18 protein-coding genes are annotated in these 16705 nt (G+C 55.0%); 11 read left to right on the forward strand and 7 right to left on the reverse strand.

Going from position 1 to position 16705, the window contains the following annotated elements; genetic code table 11:
* Window positions 1–53: 53 nt before the first annotated feature.
* Window positions 54–1205 carry an IS4 family transposase gene (locus CFI10_RS03430; protein WP_206835208.1) on the forward strand — a complete coding sequence of 384 codons (1152 nt, stop codon included), beginning with the start codon at window positions 54–56 and terminating at the stop codon, window positions 1203–1205.
* Window positions 1206–1237: 32 nt separating this feature from the next.
* Here CFI10_RS03430 and CFI10_RS03435 read toward each other — a convergent pair whose 3' ends face one another.
* Entirely contained in the window at window positions 1238–1813 is a 576-nt protein-coding gene (locus CFI10_RS03435; RefSeq protein ID WP_206839369.1) for a Z-ring associated ZapG family protein, read from the reverse strand.
* 296 nt (window positions 1814–2109) lie between these two features.
* Between CFI10_RS03435 and CFI10_RS03440 the strand changes: the two genes are divergently transcribed.
* Entirely contained in the window at window positions 2110–3654 is a 1545-nt protein-coding gene (locus CFI10_RS03440) for an HDOD domain-containing protein (protein ID WP_206839370.1), read from the forward strand.
* 9 nt (window positions 3655–3663) lie between these two features.
* Here the strand turns inward: CFI10_RS03440 and CFI10_RS03445 are convergent, their stop codons facing one another.
* The 3 genes from CFI10_RS03445 to CFI10_RS03455 are packed head-to-tail and all read right to left on the reverse strand — an operon-like array spanning window position 3664 to window position 5953.
* On the reverse strand, window positions 3664–4224 hold the full coding sequence (locus tag CFI10_RS03445) for a cob(I)yrinic acid a,c-diamide adenosyltransferase (protein WP_206839378.1): 561 nt from the start codon (window positions 4222–4224) through the stop codon (window positions 3664–3666).
* A gap of 9 nt (window positions 4225–4233) precedes the next feature.
* Window positions 4234–5043, reverse strand: coding sequence for a polyphosphate kinase 2 (gene ppk2, locus CFI10_RS03450; protein WP_206839380.1), 810 nt, complete (start codon window positions 5041–5043; stop codon window positions 4234–4236).
* Window positions 5036–5953: a ketopantoate reductase family protein gene (locus CFI10_RS03455; RefSeq protein WP_206839388.1), complete on the reverse strand. Its 918-nt coding sequence runs from the start codon at window positions 5951–5953 to the stop codon at window positions 5036–5038. The genes ppk2 and CFI10_RS03455 overlap by 8 nt, the downstream gene beginning before the upstream one ends.
* An 80-nt stretch (window positions 5954–6033) precedes the next feature.
* Between CFI10_RS03455 and CFI10_RS03460 the strand changes: the two genes are divergently transcribed.
* The gene (locus tag CFI10_RS03460) at window positions 6034–6516 is read left to right on the forward strand and encodes a YajQ family cyclic di-GMP-binding protein (protein WP_206839391.1); all 483 of its coding nucleotides are present in this window, start codon (window positions 6034–6036) and stop codon (window positions 6514–6516) included.
* Between the two features lie 36 nt (window positions 6517–6552).
* On the opposite strand, the gene CFI10_RS03465 is transcribed toward CFI10_RS03460, so the two are convergent.
* The 3 genes from CFI10_RS03465 to CFI10_RS03475 form a co-directional block, all read right to left on the reverse strand.
* Window positions 6553–6768 carry a hypothetical protein gene (locus CFI10_RS03465; protein ID WP_091821675.1) on the reverse strand — a complete coding sequence of 72 codons (216 nt, stop codon included), beginning with the start codon at window positions 6766–6768 and terminating at the stop codon, window positions 6553–6555.
* Between the two features lie 74 nt (window positions 6769–6842).
* Complete coding sequence (locus CFI10_RS03470) at window positions 6843–8180, reverse strand: AmpG family muropeptide MFS transporter (protein WP_091821670.1); 1338 nt, start codon at window positions 8178–8180, stop codon at window positions 6843–6845.
* Window positions 8181–8296: 116 nt separating this feature from the next.
* Window positions 8297–9058 carry an SDR family oxidoreductase gene (locus CFI10_RS03475; protein ID WP_091821667.1) on the reverse strand — a complete coding sequence of 254 codons (762 nt, stop codon included), beginning with the start codon at window positions 9056–9058 and terminating at the stop codon, window positions 8297–8299.
* A 297-nt stretch (window positions 9059–9355) separates the two neighbouring features.
* On the opposite strand from CFI10_RS03475, the gene CFI10_RS03480 reads away from it, so the two are divergent.
* The 8 genes from CFI10_RS03480 to CFI10_RS03515 all read left to right on the forward strand — a co-directional run bounded on the left by CFI10_RS03480 (window position 9356) and on the right by CFI10_RS03515 (window position 16623).
* On the forward strand, window positions 9356–9829 hold the full coding sequence (locus CFI10_RS03480) for an FxsA family protein (RefSeq protein ID WP_206839394.1): 474 nt from the start codon (window positions 9356–9358) through the stop codon (window positions 9827–9829).
* 214 nt (window positions 9830–10043) lie between these two features.
* Entirely contained in the window at window positions 10044–10337 is a 294-nt protein-coding gene (locus CFI10_RS03485; RefSeq protein ID WP_091821661.1) for a co-chaperone GroES, read from the forward strand.
* A gap of 68 nt (window positions 10338–10405) precedes the next feature.
* Window positions 10406–12052, forward strand: a complete 1647-nt coding sequence (groL, locus tag CFI10_RS03490; protein WP_206839396.1) for a chaperonin GroEL — start codon at window positions 10406–10408, stop codon at window positions 12050–12052.
* A 116-nt stretch (window positions 12053–12168) separates the two neighbouring features.
* Window positions 12169–13044 carry a coiled-coil domain-containing protein gene (locus CFI10_RS03495; protein ID WP_206839398.1) on the forward strand — a complete coding sequence of 292 codons (876 nt, stop codon included), beginning with the start codon at window positions 12169–12171 and terminating at the stop codon, window positions 13042–13044.
* Window position 13045: 1 nt separating this feature from the next.
* Window positions 13046–13660 (forward strand): glutathione S-transferase family protein, encoded by a 615-nt coding sequence (locus tag CFI10_RS03500; protein WP_206839400.1) that lies wholly within the window; start codon window positions 13046–13048, stop codon window positions 13658–13660.
* A gap of 54 nt (window positions 13661–13714) precedes the next feature.
* The gene (gene thpR / locus CFI10_RS03505; protein WP_091822825.1) at window positions 13715–14284 is read left to right on the forward strand and encodes an RNA 2',3'-cyclic phosphodiesterase; all 570 of its coding nucleotides are present in this window, start codon (window positions 13715–13717) and stop codon (window positions 14282–14284) included.
* A 22-nt stretch (window positions 14285–14306) separates the two neighbouring features.
* On the forward strand, window positions 14307–15668 hold the full coding sequence (trhP, locus tag CFI10_RS03510) for a prephenate-dependent tRNA uridine(34) hydroxylase TrhP (protein WP_091821649.1): 1362 nt from the start codon (window positions 14307–14309) through the stop codon (window positions 15666–15668).
* A gap of 82 nt (window positions 15669–15750) precedes the next feature.
* Window positions 15751–16623 (forward strand): prenyltransferase, encoded by an 873-nt coding sequence (locus CFI10_RS03515; protein WP_206839410.1) that lies wholly within the window; start codon window positions 15751–15753, stop codon window positions 16621–16623.
* The last annotated feature ends 82 nt before the right edge of the window (window positions 16624–16705 follow it).

The raw sequence follows: 16705 nt of genomic DNA on the forward strand, positions 1-16705 counted from the left end.
AGTGAGTAAAATGAGAGTGCGACCAAACACTCTACTCACAAAGGATTCAGGCTTTGTCTCATCATAACACCGCGTTTCATCAGTTGCTCCAGCCTTTGTCCAGACATGATTTTGAGCGAACGGCCCGTGAGCATCATGTGGGGCAAAAGCTCCGTTCAGCTTCACGCTGGGATCAGTTCATTGGCATTGCGATGTCCCAGATTTCTGGCCGACAAAGTCTTCGCGACATCGAGTCTAGCCTCGCCAGTCAGCGGCATAAACTCTACCACCTCGGAGCCAAGCCGATTGCTCGCTCAACCCTTGCCCGCCTCAATGAGCAGCAGCCTGCCGAGCTCTATGAGGCCATCTTTTATAAGCTTTTGCAGCGCTGTTCTGTGCGTTCAAATGCGCATAAATTTCGCTTCAAAAATCCACTTTATTCACTCGATGCCAGCACCATCGATCTGTCATTGAATATTTTCCCCTGGGCAAAAATCCATCAGTCAAAAGCCGGTGTAAAGCTGCATACCGGCCTGAACAACGCCAGCTTAATTCCCGAGTTCGTTGCGCTCAGTGATGGACGGGAAGGCGATTTGATTCAGGGGCGCCAGTTCACCTTCCCGGCAGGCAGTATCGTGGCTTTTGATAAGGGCTATGTTGATTACCGCTGGTATGGAGAGCTGACAAAACAAAAAGTTAGCTTTGTCACACGACTGAAGCCCAAAGCTGTTTATCAGGTGCAGAAATCGAATCCAGTACGTGCCGAAACGTCGGTTGAGTACGATCAAGTGATTGAGTTGAGCAGTCAGCACGCGCAAAAACAGGGCGCACCCACGCTTCGATTGGTGGGGTATAACTGCCCGGAAAGCGGTAAACACTTCCGCTTTATCACCAACAACTTCAAGCTGGCCGCGACGACAATTGCGGCGATCTATAAGGATCGTTGGCAGGTGGAACTCTTCTTCAAAGCACTCAAGCAGAACCTGAAGATAAAGGCATTTTTAGGTAACAGTAAGAATGCTGTGCTGACGCAGATCTGGATCGCCATGATATGCTATCTACTGCTCTCGTTTGCTCGCCACAGCGCTCGGCAAGGCTGGAGCGTACAACGCATTATGCGAACACTTCAGGTGAGCTTGTTCGAACGCATGCCCCTTTGGGCGCTGCTTAATCCTCCTCCACTAAAGCCAGAAAAAAGGGACCCTCAAATGAGGATCCCTTTATGATCAAAAACTATGGGACAGCAGTGGCGGAAGGGTCAGTTTTTTGGCTTCTGCTCTGAAGAACGCTTATGGGAATTATCCTCCGGTGCATCATCACCGTAAGCGGTCGGATCATGGGCGGCAGGCGCTTTCGTGTGCTCTTCCGCTTCTGTCTGCTCTTTACGGCTCAAGCCGTAACTTTCAGACAGGGTGCCCGCTTCGTCGGACTTCTTCGGAGCGTAATCACGCGGTGGCTCCGGGAGCTCTTCCTGTTCGCTGTTATCAAGCGCATCTGTCACGGTTGGAATGTCCTGGCCCAGTTTGGGCGGTGCCTCATGCTGCAGTGCCATTGAGGCCGGTAGCCCTGGGCACAGCGATTCTGCGCTGTTGGCGAGGTGCTGGTGCACCTTGCGGTACTGTTCGCTCAGACCATTAACCAGCTCGGCCGTTTCCTCGAAATGGTGACCAACTTTGGTCCTGTACTGCTCAAGCTCGCTGCGGGCGCTGTCCAATTCATCCACAAGCTCTTGCTCGCGATTCGAAGAGCCACCGGCACGACCCAGCAGATAACCGATGAGGGCGCCGATCACCAGGGCAATCAGTGTGATAATCCATATGTTGCTTTGTTCCACGCCTCAGTCCTCATTCACAAAATCTGTTAACGCCTTCATATTAAAGTAAAGCGATCCCGAAACCTATGCATCAACCATTATTCTTGTCGCAAGAGTCGTGTCCATAGGCGGTTGGTCGAGTAGCCCTCAGCTATACTGTGCAAGTGCGCCTTGGCTTGATGTCAGTCACAGCGAGTATCCGTTGTGCAGCTTAGAAGACACTCTTCTGTACCCGCTGGATCAAGGCGTGATCGGCGGGTAACTCTGATACAATGCCGTCCAATTGCGACAGTATATTGCGGTGAGGACAGCCTAGATTGAAATACCAGGAAACACTTAACGCTATTTATGCCCGCCTGGATCGTCTGGGTGACCTGCCTGTATTCAGTGCTACGGTGAATCGTATTCGTCAGGTCAGCAGCTCCCGACAAAGTGATGCCATGGCACTGGCCATGGCAGTGATGAAAGATGCCAACCTGTCAGCCAAACTGCTCAAGATAGCCAATACCCACACCTACAATCGAGGTCAGGGCAAAATAAGCGCCGTTTCCAGAGCGGTTGTACTGATTGGCTTTGAGCGGATTCACAATCTCTGCATGACCCTCAAGCTGATCGAAAGCTTTCGGGATGAGCAACCGGATACAGGAATCGAGCAGCTGCTGATCAGTGCCTTTCTCAATGCGTCCATCGCTCGGGAAATGGCCGCTGTGGCCGGGGCTGTTGATATAGAGGAAACCTATATCTGTGGTTTGCTCTACGGACTGGGGGAGATTATCGTTGCCTTCACCTTGCCGGATACCTATCGCGACATGCTGCGCCAGCGTGCCCTCAAGCGAGAGGGGTGGCCACGTATCCAGCTACAGGCGCTGGGTGGACACTTTAGTGACATAGGCCAGGATTTGGCGCAGAGCTGGGGCTTTCCAAAAACCGTAGTACAGGCGATGGACCCGCTGTCAGCCGATCAACTGCACGGCAAGGACAAGCTGAATCATCGCTTGGCCGCCGGCTGTCATGATCTGTTGGAATTGATCTATCGACGTGATACTTCCGGTGACCTGGATTACACCGAGCTGATGTTGGATTTGGCATCAGCTACCCGGCAACCGGTGGACAGCCTGGATCAGCATGTCAGCGAAGCGTTTCGTCAGGTGTGTGATTTGGCTGATGAGTACGGTCTCAGGAACAGCACCATCAGCCCTCGCGTCGAGGCGTCTGAAGATGCGCCACTGGACGAAGCTACCCGCAAGTTGGCCTATTATGTCCACTCCCGAGAGGCCCGCCGACGCGACCCTGACGTTGTGCCGGCCCCGCTTGAATCGGCTCAGTTGGATGAAAAAGCTCACTGGATGGAACAACAGCTTATCTATCTGCAGCGGCTGAACGAACTCATCAGTGAGCAGGCCGGTGCCACCAGTCTGCTGGAAGTGGCTGTCGATGCGATTGTAAAAAGCTGTGCTTTGGAGCGTTCGGCGTTCTGTATGCTCGGTTCTGAAGGCAAGGAACTCAGGGCAAAACTGGTGTCGGGACTTGATGGACGACCGCTGCGTCATTTTTTTCAGCTAAGGCGCGATGATGAGTGGGCTACGCTGTTCTTTCGTCTGATGGATAAGCGTATGACCTTGCTGGTGCCTGATACCGATGAGCCGGGCTGGCGTGACCGACTGCCAGCCGAGTTCATGCAACAGGTGGATCCACGTGGTTTCATCATGGCGCCTCTGGTCGTCAATGACAGGGTGATCGGCTTAATCTATGCCGATAAAGTCACACCGGGGAGTATTGTCGAGGATCAGGAATTTCGGGTATTCAACCAGTTTTTGGTGCAGGCCCGCCTTGGGTTGGAGGTCCTGCGTCATCGGCGTTAATACCTGCGCCTACTTTGGCCGGCGTGGCTGCCACAATACTTCAGTACCACTATTGAGGCGGCTCAGTGTACGGGCACACACGAACAGCAGGTCTGAGAGGCGGTTGAGGTAAGCTGCACTTTGCGGGTTGACACTGTCGGTACCGGCCAGTTCAACAACCCGGCGTTCGGCGCGCCGACACACACAGCGACAGAGGTGAGCCTGAGCGGCTGCACGGTTGCCGCCGGGCAGAATAAACTCCTCCAGTGGCGGCAATTCGGTGTTGAGGCTATCCAGTTGCTGCTCAAGCCATAGAACCACTTCCTGTGTGATTACAGTGTAATCCGGGTCCGCTACAGCCAGCTCGCCGCCGATATCAAACAGGTCATTCTGAATGCGCTGCAACAGCGGTGACAGGCTGTCCGGCATGTCAGTCTCAGCTAGCAGCAGCCCCAGCAGGCTGTTGAGTTCATCCACATCACCAAGTGCCTCGATGCGCGGGTGATATTTTGGGATGCGTTGGCCGTTTGCCAAAGCGGTAGTACCGCTGTCGCCGCTGCGAGTATAGATTCGAGTGAGACGATTACTCATGTGGGTTCCTTAGTTCTGCTCCGTTGATGGGCTTCGCTGCTGCAGGCTGATGTGTGCCGCTTGTACGATCAGAGGGTCGGGTTCGATCTGAATGTCCGGATCCGGATCCGGATAAGGCAAATGACTGAGAATATGGCGCATTGCGTTCAGGCGTGCCCGTTTCTTGTCATCAGAGCGGATAATGGTCCAGGGGGCGTCTGCCGTGTCGGTATGAAAGAACATCGATTCCTTGGCTTCGGTATAGGCATCCCACTTGTCCAGCGATGCCAGATCAACCGGAGACAGTTTCCAGTGCTTGAGCGGGTCGGTACGGCGTGACTGGAAACGATTGAACTGTTCCTCTCGGCTGACTTCAAACCACAGCTTGAACAGTCGAATGCCACTGCGCACGAACATGCGTTCCAGCTCCGGTGCTTCGCGCATGAATTCCAGGTATTCCGACGGGGTGCAGAAATCCATTACACGCTCGACGCCTGCGCGGTTGTACCATGAACGGTCGAGCAGGATGATCTCACCAGCAGCGGGAAGGTGTTTTATATAGCGCTGGAAATACCATTCCGACCTCTCACGCTCGGTTGGCTTCTCAAGTGCAATGACATGGGCGCCACGCGGATTGAGGTGCTCCATGAAGCGTTTGATGGTACCTCCCTTGCCTGCGGCATCGCGCCCCTCGAATATGATCAGAATCTTCTGCCCCGTTTCTCGTACCCAGCGCTGTACCTTGAGCAACTCAATTTGCAGCTCGCGCTTTTCCGCTTCGTAGATGTCGCGCTTGAGCTTTTTTTTGTAGGGGTAATCCGGTGTGTGCGGTTCAGTCATTCCGATGTTCTCTTTCCATGGTCAATGTTCTGATCTGATGAAGCAGGGCCGTATTAAGTGGGGTGGCAATGCCATATTCAGATGCTCGATGGCAGAGGTAACCGGTAATCTGTTCGATTTCCGTCTGTCGCTTATGGCGTATATCCTGCAGCATAGAAGACAGGTTGTCGCCTGTCGCATGTGCCACGGCTTCTGCCTGTTGATGCAGCGGTTCAGTAAACAGTGTGATACCGGCGGCTGCGGCTACCTGCTCGACTTCGGTGCAAACCTGTCGCAGCAGTTGCAGGCGATGCTGATTATGCAGCAGTTCGCCGTTACGGCAGTTTTCCAGGGCGCTTAGCGGATTAATGGCACAATTGATTGCCAGCTTGCGCCACAGTACCGGCAGAATTTCGTTGCAGCCTTTCAGTGTCAGAGGCAACCGGTCCCAGCCATCAGGTAGAACAGGTGAAGCTGGGGTCAGTGGGCCGATCAGGGTTTCGCCGCGGCTGATGCAGTGCAGCTTGTTGGGTGGCTCGCGCCAGGCGCCGGCTGTAGTGGTGGCTGCCCAGAGCTGGCAGTCGGGTAGCAGATCAAGCACGGCTTGTTGCTGCCCCATACCGTTCTGCAACAGCACAATTTGACAGTCGGGTTGCAGCCGATGTTGTATGGCACGCAGCGCAGTCAGGGTATCATAGGCCTTGGTTGTGACCAGCAGGTGCCGGATCGGGTTGGGGTTGTTGATGGTTTCCGCTTTGGGTGAGCAGCGCTGTACCTGACCTGACTCATGCAGCTCTATGTTGTTGCCATGCTGCCAGCTTTTCAGTGCAGCCTTGTCGCGCAGCATAAGGGTCGTTGGTACCGAGCCGTGTTCGAAGAGGCAGGCCCAGAGGCGTCCAATCGCGCCAGCGCCAAGAATGTACCAGTGCATGGGTACTCCGCAGGTCCAAAAAGCATGATCTTAGCCCCGTTTCAGGCGGGGATGAAACCGATATTAACAGGAGAGTTGAAATGCCTTCATTCGATGTAGTGTCTGAGCTGGATATGCATGAAGTAACCAATGCTGTCGATCAGGCCAACCGTGAGCTACAGAGCCGGTATGACTTTAAGGGTGTCAAGGCGGCATATGAACTCAGCGGTGAGGTGGTGACACTGGAAGCGGAAGTGGACTTTCAACTGCAGCAGATGCTGGAAATGCTGAAGGCCAAGCTGACCGGGCGCAAGATCGATATCAAGTGTATGGAGATCAAGGATCCGGATCTGGGCGGTGTGAAGGCGAAGCAGGAGGTGGTCCTGCGTCAGGGACTCGACCAGCCGCTGTGCAAGAAGATCAGCAAGGTGATCAAGGATGCCAAACTGAAAGTGCAGACCCAGATTCAGGGTGACAAGGTGCGCGTGACCGGCAAAAAGCGCGATGACCTGCAGGAGGTGATCGCGCTGCTGCGTGAGTCTGATGTCGAGTTGCCGCTGCAGTTCAACAACTTCCGTGACTGATTGGGCAAAGCCGAGTGTGTACTCGGCTTACTGAGTCTAGTCTTGGCAACAGAGCAGAAACAGTTCGCGTGCCAGCGCCTGCTGTTCCTGCTCTCCACAGTGGCTGAAGTCCTCTGCTACCAGCCCTCCTTTAGTGAACAGCCGGTGCAGCTGTGGGCCTTTCCACTCCATCAAAGTTGCGCCGCTGAGTTTATCGCTGATACTGAGGCTGGGTTGGGGATGCTCCAGCCAAGCGTTAATTTGAAATGTCATGTCAGACTCCTGCTGTCATTCGGTTCAGCAGTTACTCTATCTGTCGTAGAATTTATTGTAAATGATAATTGATATCATTTATTGTCGGCATCAACGGCTATTGCATCAAACCGATGTCGCAGGGTCCAGAGCATCAGCAGTGATGGCAGCACCATCAGGGCCGTGACGATAAAGAACCGCTCCCAGCTCCCCAGCCAGTCAACGCTGTAGCCACTGAGGCCGGCCAGCGTGGTCCGGCTGAGGTTGCCCAACGAGGCCAGCAGTGCATACTGGGTCGCACTGAAGGCGCGACCGGTCAGCAGCGTAAGAAATGAGACAAACGCCACGGTCGAAAATGCTGTGGTGAAGTTATCCACAATCAGGGTCAGGACCAGCAGCCACTCGACCGGGCCGACGGCAGCGATCACCGCAAACATCAGATTGCTGGACGCCATCGCAACACCGCCCAGCAACAAGCCACGCACAACACCAAAACGGGTGTTAAAGGCACTGCCGAGCAGGGTAAAGCTCACGGTTACAAACCAGCCGAACATCTTGGTATATTCGCCGATCTGCTCATTACTGAACCCCACCTCTTTGTAGAACACAATCGACATCCGACCAAGAAAAGCCTCGCCCACTTTGAACAGGAAGATGAACAGCATCAGCATGAGTGCGACCTTGATACCATTCTTGCGGAAGAACTCGGCGAACGGTTCCACCACGGTGACCATCAGCCAGGCAACGATTTTCGAGCTGTGCAGCTCTTGCTGGTAGCGTCGATCAGCCTGCTCCTGCAACAGGTCACGTGAGGTGACCGGCTCCCGTACGATCAGGGTAAACAGCATTAATAGAAGAATGATGCCGGCCATCAGCAAGTAGACCCCGTTCCATCCGATGCGATCAGCCTGAACAAAGGCCAGGTAGCCCGGCCATGAGTAACCGGTCCACCAGCCAATAATGGCCATTGCGGCGGCTGGGGGCAGCTTTTCTTTCTCATGACGAGCAAATTGGTCTATTCGAAAGGCATCGATGGCTACATCCTGTGTGGCGGAGCTGGCGGCAATACCCAATGCCAAAGCCCCTGCCAGAACCAGATTGGAGGCTGGGTCCACGGTAGAAATCAGCAAAACGAACAGCAACATCAGTATCTGGGTAGTGAAAATCCAGCTGCGCCTTTGTCCCAGGCGGCCGACCAGTGGCAGCTTTACTCGGTCTACGAGTGGTGCCCAGAGAAAATTGATCGCATACACGGTGGCTACGGTTCCCAGCAGGCCAATGTCAGCACGGCTGGTGCCAGCGTCGGCAAGCCAGCCACTGAGGCTGCTGCCAATCAGCACAAAGGGAAAACCGCTGGAGCATCCCATCAGAAAGATCCATAGCAGGCGGATATCACGGTATCGGGAGAAGGTTTCTTTCCATGAGTGCGGCATATTAGATGCGGGTCCGGCTAATTCAGAAAGGCCCGAGTATAGCGGAAAGTGGTTGGTGCAACAGCGAAAGGCGGGTGCTGCAGGCCGGCGCGAACGCCGGCGCTGCATCAGGGGAACTAGATGCGCAGTGCACCGTCAATTTCCAGACAGCGACCATTCACATAGTCGTTCTCAAGAATAAAAGTGACGGTTTTGGCGATCTCTTCCGGTTTGCCCAAGCGCTTGGCCGGGATGCCGGATGCGATCTTTTCCAGTGCTTCCGGCTTCATGCTCATTACCATTTCGGTACCGATATAGCCCGGTGCAATGGAGGCTGCACGGATGCCGTAGCGTGCCAGTTCCTTGGCCCAAGTGACAGCCATGGCCTCGACGCCAGCCTTGGTGGCGGTGTAGTTGGTCTGGCCCATGTTGCCGGAGCGTGAAACGGAAGAGATGTTGATAATGCAGCCTTCACAGCCCAGCTCAATCATCTTGGCGGCGGCTTCACGCGCGCAGAGGAAAGTACCGGTCAGATTGACGGCGATAACCTGATTCCACTGCTCCATCGACATTTTGCCGACCACCTGACCATCCTTGGCTTTGATGAACAGGCCATCACGGGTGATGCCGGCATTGTTGACCAGGCCGTTGATGCTGCTGAAATCACGCACGATATCGGTAAACAGTTTTTCAACATCGGCTTCTTCGGCCACGTTGGCAGTGTAGGTGCGTGCTTCGACGCCCATTTCCATGCACAGGCCAGCGGTCTGGTCCAGGTCATCCTGATTCAGGTCTACCAGTGCCAGCTTGGCACCCTTGCCAGCCAATTCAAGCGCCATGGCGCGGCCCAGACCGCGGCCTCCACCGGTTACAACGATCACTTTATCTTTGAGTTCCATCGGGAATCCCCTCTAATCAAATGGTAGTTTCTTATTGTGCGCCGCAACATATTGCAGTGCAACAATTTAATTTGCATCGTCTAAAAAGTCTATATCTGTCGCAAAAAAGTCATGAAATGTACTAATAATGGAGGGTTTTGGTGTCTAATGGATAAGAGGGGTGAAAGCTTAACTTTTTGTAAAATAAGGGTTTTCTCTTATATGGGCGGAGTGGTTACGGCAGCATGACTTTGGGTCGGAACTGAGCGATCATGTGACTGTCCGATTGTTATATCCAGCTTGCCTTGCAGGAGTCACATGCGCGTTCTCTTTCTGTTGTTCATCATCATTCCAATCATTGAAATCACCGTCCTGATTCAAGTGGGACAGGCAATAGGCGCTTGGTACACCGTCGGACTGGTACTGTTGTCCGCTTTTATCGGTGTCAACATGCTGCGCCACCAGGGCCTGTCGACGCTGGCGCGCGCCCAGCAGCGCATGGATCAGGGTGAGGTGCCGGGGCAGGAAATGGCTGAAGGCATACTGCTTGCAGTGGGTGGAGCACTATTGGTGACGCCTGGCTTTGTGACGGATGTGATCGGCTTCAGCTGCCTGATCCCGGCGGCACGATGTGCCTTGATCAAACCCCTGATCGGGCGCTTTACCGTAGTGGCAGCCACTCACCGGAATCAGACCGAAGAAATGCACGTGTACACGGCAGATCCGGATGACTACAGAACGGTAGAAGAGCGTGACCCGATTGAAGGTGAAATCACCCATCGAGATCGATAAAAAATCCTGTTCGGCCCCTTGAAAACACCCCCTGTCCCCCCCATTTCCTGCTGCAGGATGGAGAGCTCTGCAGCTGCAAAAAAAAGTTGCAGTTCAGGCATTGAAAAGCCGGAAGGCTCCCCCCATTAACGTTGCAACCTGAATTCGGATCGCGCATCGCGTCCGCATTAACAACAACATCGCATTGGATCCTAGATACCAGGAGAACAACCAGATGAAAATTCGTCCACTTCACGACCGTGTTGTAGTTCGCCGCAGCGAAGAAGAGACCACTACGGCTGGCGGTATTGTGCTGCCGGGCTCTGCAGCCGAGAAGCCCAACCGTGGCGAAGTCGTGGCAGTAGGTCCGGGCCGGACTCTCAATAACGGTGAGATTCAGGCGCCTTCCGTAAAAGTGGGTGACAAGATCCTCTTCGGTCAGTATGCCGGCTCCAACACCGTCAAAGTCGATGGTGATGAACTGCTGATCATGCAGGAAGGTGAGATCTACGGCGTCCTGGAAGACTGAAAGCTCAGCTTCGCGTCGCTCAAATCGTCAACTTATTAACTCGATACTGAATACAGGACTAGTGAACAATGGCTGCTAAAGACGTACGTTTTGGTGATGATGCCCGTCAGCGCATGCTCAAGGGCGTGAACATCCTGGCTGATGCAGTAAAGGCAACTCTGGGCCCGAAAGGCCGTAACGTGGTACTGGACAAGTCCTTCGGTGCACCGACCGTGACCAAGGATGGCGTATCCGTTGCCAAAGAGATCGAACTGAAAGACAAGTTCGAGAACATGGGTGCACAGATGGTCAAGGAAGTCGCTTCCAAGGCCAACGATGTGGCCGGTGACGGTACTACCACTGCAACCGTTCTGGCTCAGGCGATCGTGAACGAAGGCCTGAAGTCCGTTGCCGCTGGCATGAACCCGATGGACCTGAAGCGCGGTATCGACAAGGCAGCTAAGGCGGTTGTAGAACAGCTGGCAGCCATGTCTGTACCTTGCGAAGACTCCAAGGCGATTGCGCAGGTGGGCACCATCTCCGCCAACTCTGATCCGGAAATCGGTCGCATTATCGCTGAAGCGATGGAGCGTGTAGGCAAGGACGGTGTCATCACTGTTGAAGAAGGATCCGGCTTCGATAACGAACTGGATGTGGTTGAAGGTATGCAGTTCGATCGTGGCTACCTGTCTCCGTATTTCATCAACAACCAAGAGAACATGTCAGCTGAGCTGGAAGACCCGTTCATCCTGCTGGTAGACAAGAAAATCTCTAATATTCGTGAACTGCTGCCAACACTTGAGCAGGTTGCAAAGTCTTCCCGTCCGCTGCTGATCGTAGCTGAAGATGTTGAGGGTGAAGCACTGGCGACGCTGGTAGTTAACACTATGCGTGGCATCGTCAAGGTATGTGCCGTCAAGGCGCCTGGATTTGGTGATCGTCGCAAGGCGATGCTGCAGGATATCGCCGTGATCAGCGGTGGTCAGGTAATCTCTGAAGAGATCGGCCTGAGCCTGGAAACGGTGACTCTTGAACAGTTGGGTACTGCCAAGCGCATCAATATCACCAAGGAAAACACGGTGATTGTCGATGGCTCCGGTACCAAGGCTGATATTGAGACACGTGTACAGCAGATCCGTACCCAGATCGAAGAAACCACTTCTGACTACGATCGTGAAAAGCTGCAGGAGCGCGTTGCCAAGCTGGCAGGCGGTGTGGCCGTAATCAAGGTGGGTGCTGCCACCGAAGTGGAAATGAAAGAGAAGAAAGCCCGCGTTGACGATGCTCTGCACGCAACCCGTGCTGCCGTTGAAGAAGGCGTGGTACCGGGTGGTGGTGTTGCCCTGATCCGTGCGCTGAGCAAGGTGGAAGGCCTGCAAGGCGACAACCATGATCAGACCATCGGTATCCAGCTGGCACTGCGTGCCATGGAAGCACCGCTGCGTCAGATCGTGGGCAACGCCGGTGGCGAAGGCTCTGTCGTAGTCGACAAGGTACGTGCTGGTGAAGGAGCCTTCGGCTTCAACGCGGGTACCGAAGAGTACGGCGATATGATGGAAATGGGTATTATCGACCCGGCCAAGGTGACTCGTTCTGCGCTGCAGGCGGCTGCCTCTATCGCTGGCCTGATGATCACCACTGAAGCAATGGTTGCCGACCACCCGGAAGAGAATGCCGGTGGCATGCCGGATATGGGCGGCATGGGCGGAATGGGTGGTATGGGCGGCATGATGTGATTCAGCCTCCCTCACGCCTTTAATGGCCCTGAAAGCCCCGCATACGCGGGGCTTTTTCGTTCCCGGCAAACCTGCTAGGGTTGAGCGCTTAACGCCGACAGAGAAATTGAAACATCATGAGTGAACGCAAGGAGCCAGGCTTGGACACGGCCGGGTTGGAATCGATCGCGGCCGAGCCGGTGTCCCGCTCTTCTTCCAGTGTCGCTCCTGAGCGTGCAGCGGCTGCGCCCGCTCCTGCCGGAGCGGGGCGGGGCGGCAGCCTTCTGATAACGTTGATCCTGCTGCTGTTGGTGGCCGGGGTTGGTTACCTGGGTTTCATACTTACGGAACAGCAGGGGCGTTTGCAGCAGCTGGAACAGGATTTGACTCAGGCACAGCAGCGGGTAGAGGTGCTGGAGGAGATGCTGGAGGTTACGTCTGACAGCGCAGCTCAATCCGGTCAGACGCTGCAGCAGCGGCTGGAAGACCTGAGTGGGCGTGTGAACGAGCGAGTGACCCATGTTGATTCTGAAATTGCCAAGCTGTGGACCATTGCCTATCAGCGTAACAAGCCTCAGCTGGATGCGCATGCCGAACAGTTGAAAACACTTGAAGGTTCTCTGGCTGACTTGGGCAGCAGTCTGAAATCGGTTCGCCAGCAGGCAGCTCAGGCAGGCAAGGCGCTTGAAGAGGCCAGTGCTGCCAAATCTGCTGTCAGCAGCTCGCAGCAACGGCTGGATGCTCGGCTTAAGGGGCTGGAACAACAGCTGGCCACTCTGGAGCAGGGCCTGAAAGTGGAAAGTGAAGGTCGGCTCAAGGTACAACAGCAGCTGACTCAGCAATTGACCGGCCTGCAAGACGGGCAGGGTGGCAGCGCCGAGCTGGCGCAGCGGATCCGCCAGAATGAGCAGGCGATCAGCGCCATTGATGGAACCCGACGTCAAATCAATCAGGACCTGTTGCGTATTCGGCAGCAGTTGAACAATCTGCAACTCAAAGTGGAGCAGCAGTAGCATGATCAAAGTATATGGCAGTGTGTTTTCCCGTGCCGGCATGGTGATGCTGGCACTTGAAGAGCTGGGGCTGGAGTACGAAGCGGTGGATATGCTGCCGCGCAGTGAGCAGACTCAATCCAGCGAGTATCGGGCGCTTAACCCCACCGGAAAAATTCCCACGCTGGTCGATGGTGATCTGGTGCTGTTCGAAACGCAGGCGATTCTGTTCTATCTGGCGCGCAAGTACGGCAACGGTCGTCTTTGGGGTACTACTCCGGAAGAGGAAGCTGATATCCTGCGTTGGTCACTTTTTGTCAGTAACCAGATGGAAGTGCCGGCACTGGATATATTGATCCAGTTCAAGTTCAACAAGGACAATCCCGATCAGGCTGTGATTGAGCGCGCCAGTGAAGAGCTGAATCGGTTTTTGCCGACGCTGGAGCAGCAGTTACAGGGACGTGAATGGATTAGTGGTGATCATCTTACCATTGCGGATATTCACGGTGCTATGGTGCTGAGCTGGCCCAAACTGGGCGGATTTGACTACAGTGCCTATCCTGAGGTGCATCGCTGGATCAAGTCGATACTGTCGCATCCGGCGCAAAAGACACTGATGGCAAAAGCCGCCAAATAACAGGAAGGTGAAGGCTGCTCGCGCTGTTGTTGGCAGCGTGTGCAGCCATACGACATGAATCTGAGAACATTTTTTGCGTTGCCGGTACCCGAGCGAATTGCACGGCCGCTGTCCGACTGTGCCGATACGCTCTGTGCCTATGATCGAGGCCTGGATGCCCACTGGGTCGACTCGGCCAACTATCATCTGACACTCTGTTTTACAGGTGAAGTGACACTGGATCAGGTTACCGAGTTGGAGCAGCTTTGCCGTGAGAGGCTTAAGCAGCAGGGAAGCTTTATGGTGCAACTGGATCGGTTGGCTTATTACAAGGCCAATCCGCGTCTGGCCGTGCTGGCAGCGTTGACGAGCGAAAGCGAGCCATTGATGGCGCTGCACCGGCAGATGGTCGAGATCGCCAAGGAAGCTGGAATTCGGTATGATGAACGCGATTTCAAACCTCATATTACGCTGGCTCGTTTGCCGGCCAGTAACCGGTTCGAAGTGCCCGACTGCTGGCCACAACCGGGACTGACCACGCCGGCGGATTCAGTGGTGCTGTTTCAGAGCCGCCCGGGTGAGCGTGGCTCCATTTACACACCCCTGTTTGAGGTTCACCTGTCTGCCTGCAACCAGGCCCTATAACTACTCAGATTACACAGACTCTATGCGAACACCTGAACTGCTGTCCCCAGCCGGGACACTGAAAAACATGAAGTATGCATTTGCCTACGGGGCCGATGCGGTTTATGCGGGCCAGCCCCGCTACAGCCTGCGGGTGCGTAACAACGATTTTACGCACGACAATCTGGCCGAAGGGATTCGTATTGCGCATGAAATGGGCAAGAAATTCTTTGTTGCCAGCAACATCATGCCGCACAACTCCAAGCTCAAGACCTACATGAAGGACCTGGACCCGGTCATTGCGATGGGGCCGGATGCCCTGATCATGTCCGACCCCGGTCTGATCATGATGGTGAAGGACAAGTACCCGGATCTGCCGATCCATCTGTCAGTTCAGTCCAATACAATGAACTGGGCTTCGGTGAAGTTCTGGCATCGGGCCGGCATCGAGCGCATCATCCTGTCGCGTGAGCTGTCACTGGACGAGGTTGCCGAGATCCGTCAGCAGTGTCCCGAGATGGAGCTGGAAGTGTTCGTGCACGGCTCGCTCTGCATCGCCTACTCCGGTCGCTGTCTGCTGTCCGGCTACATCAATCACCGTGACCCCAACCAGGGTACCTGTACCAACACCTGTCGTTGGAAGTACGACGCGCACGAAGCGAAGGAAGACGAATCCGGTGATGTGGTGCCGGTACAGTCCTTTGATCCCAACGCACGGGCTGACGAAACACAACCAGCACTGGGTGAGGGTAAGCCGACCGATCGCATCTTCCTGCTGCAGGAAGAGACTCGACCCGGCGAATACATGCCGGCGTTCGAGGATGAGCACGGTACCTACATCATGAACTCCAAGGATCTGCGTGCCATCCAGCATGTACACAAGCTGGCCGAGATGGGCGTGGACTCGCTCAAGATCGAAGGTCGGACCAAGTCGCATTACTATGTGGCGCGTACGGCCCAGGCCTACCGCAAGGCGATCGATGATGCTGTAGCAGGCAAGCCGTTCGACATGAGCCTGATGGATACGCTGGAAAACCTGGCCAATCGTGGCTATACCGAAGGCTTCTATCGTCGTCATGTGCATGACGAGTACCAGAACTATGAAACCGGCAACTCCGTTGGCGTGCATCAGCAGTTTGTGGGCGAGATCATCGGCCATGATGCCCAAACCGGCTTCATTGAAGTGGATGTTAAAAACCACTTCAAGAAGGGCGACACTCTGGAGCTGATGACCCCGGCCGGCAACAAGCGCTTTGTGTTGCAGGAGATGCTGGACAAGAAAGGTCAGGCGGCAGAGGTGGCACCGGGTTCCGGCCATCGCATGCGTATTCCGGTTGATTTCGATACCGATATGACCTATGCGCTGCTAATGCGTGACCTGCCCAACGCGCCAGCGCGTGGCTGATACACACTGACTCGCACGCAATCCAGTGGGGAGCCAATGCTCCCCATTTTTTTGAATAACCCTTGTTGGGCAGCTGGCCTGAATGAAAACTCCTGACAAATATACCTTCATCGGTGCGGTGCGCCCGTTTACCTTCCCGGTCGCGCTTGTCACCTGCTCGATCGGCCTGCTGCTGGCCTGGCAGCAGGGGCAATTCAACTCGCTGCAGGCAGTGCTGGTACTGGTCGGTGGCGTGCTGCTGCAGGCTGGCGTGAACCTGATCAATGACTACAGTGATCTGCCGCTGTTGCGACGGAAGCCGGGTAGTGAGTGGCAGATACAGGCAGTGCAGCGGCATTTTCGATTGGGCATGGCCTGCTTCCTGCTGGCCAGTGCCATCGCGCTCTATTTTGTCAGCCTCAGAGGTCTAAGCTTCCTGTTGCTCTGTGTGCTGGGGCTGGCAGGTGCTTTGGGCTATACCCTGAAGCCGGTCAACTACAAGAGTCGAGGGCTTGGTGTGGTGCTGGTGTTCTGGTTGATGGGTGTGCTGATGATCAGCGGCAGTGCCGTTGCGTTAGGTGCATCCGTGACGGCTGGACTGGTGCTGCAATCGCTGCCGGTGAGTTTGCTGGTCTCTCTGCTGTTGTTGAGTAATGAGCTGAGAGATTACGAAACCGATCAGCGCGACGGTCACAATACATTGACAGTCAGAGCTGGCTATCATTTCTCGGTGCGGCTTTACTGCGTACTGCTGGCGCTGGCCTACCTGCTGCTGGCATTGCTGTTGGCACTGGGGCTGCTGCCCGGTGCCTTCTGGCTGCTGCCGAGTCTGCTTCTGACACTTAAGCCGGTTTGCCTGCTCAATGCACCCGCTGAACGGCGGGCTCCGCTGACGCCTGCCACGGCACGACTGTTGTTGGGCTTTGGTCTGTTGTTTTGTGTAGCGCTGATCAACCCGCTGCCGCCCCTGTTCTAATACCAATACCCGAGAAGTTAAGGGGCCAATTTGGTGTATAATGCGGCCCCAGATTCTGCCGGTCTTTGGACTGGCCCGACCT

The organism is Marinobacterium iners (genome assembly GCF_017310015.1).
In the GTDB taxonomy this organism is placed as follows: Bacteria; Pseudomonadota; Gammaproteobacteria; order Pseudomonadales; family Balneatricaceae; genus Marinobacterium; species Marinobacterium iners.

Bases quoted from the DNA above. Each gene is read 5' to 3' on its own strand.
- CFI10_RS03470 (WP_091821670.1), bottom strand. From the start codon at position 8,180: ATGCCGCACTCATGGAAAGAAACCTTCTCCCGATACCGTGATATCCGC.
- ppk2 (WP_206839380.1), bottom strand. From the start codon at position 5,043: ATGACTGAACCGCACACACCGGATTACCCCTACAAAAAAAAGCTCAAG.
- thpR (WP_091822825.1), top strand. From the start codon at position 13,715: ATGAATCTGAGAACATTTTTTGCGTTGCCGGTACCCGAGCGAATTGCA.
- CFI10_RS03455 (WP_206839388.1), bottom strand. From the start codon at position 5,953: ATGCACTGGTACATTCTTGGCGCTGGCGCGATTGGACGCCTCTGGGCC.
- CFI10_RS03480 (WP_206839394.1), top strand. From the start codon at position 9,356: ATGCGCGTTCTCTTTCTGTTGTTCATCATCATTCCAATCATTGAAATC.
- CFI10_RS03445 (WP_206839378.1), bottom strand. From the start codon at position 4,224: ATGAGTAATCGTCTCACTCGAATCTATACTCGCAGCGGCGACAGCGGT.
- CFI10_RS03500 (WP_206839400.1), top strand. From the start codon at position 13,046: ATGATCAAAGTATATGGCAGTGTGTTTTCCCGTGCCGGCATGGTGATG.
- CFI10_RS03460 (WP_206839391.1), top strand. From the start codon at position 6,034: ATGCCTTCATTCGATGTAGTGTCTGAGCTGGATATGCATGAAGTAACC.
- CFI10_RS03475 (WP_091821667.1), bottom strand. From the start codon at position 9,058: ATGGAACTCAAAGATAAAGTGATCGTTGTAACCGGTGGAGGCCGCGGT.
- trhP (WP_091821649.1), top strand. From the start codon at position 14,307: ATGCGAACACCTGAACTGCTGTCCCCAGCCGGGACACTGAAAAACATG.
- CFI10_RS03495 (WP_206839398.1), top strand. From the start codon at position 12,169: ATGAGTGAACGCAAGGAGCCAGGCTTGGACACGGCCGGGTTGGAATCG.
- CFI10_RS03515 (WP_206839410.1), top strand. From the start codon at position 15,751: ATGAAAACTCCTGACAAATATACCTTCATCGGTGCGGTGCGCCCGTTT.
- CFI10_RS03465 (WP_091821675.1), bottom strand. From the start codon at position 6,768: ATGACATTTCAAATTAACGCTTGGCTGGAGCATCCCCAACCCAGCCTC.
- CFI10_RS03485 (WP_091821661.1), top strand. From the start codon at position 10,044: ATGAAAATTCGTCCACTTCACGACCGTGTTGTAGTTCGCCGCAGCGAA.
- groL (WP_206839396.1), top strand. From the start codon at position 10,406: ATGGCTGCTAAAGACGTACGTTTTGGTGATGATGCCCGTCAGCGCATG.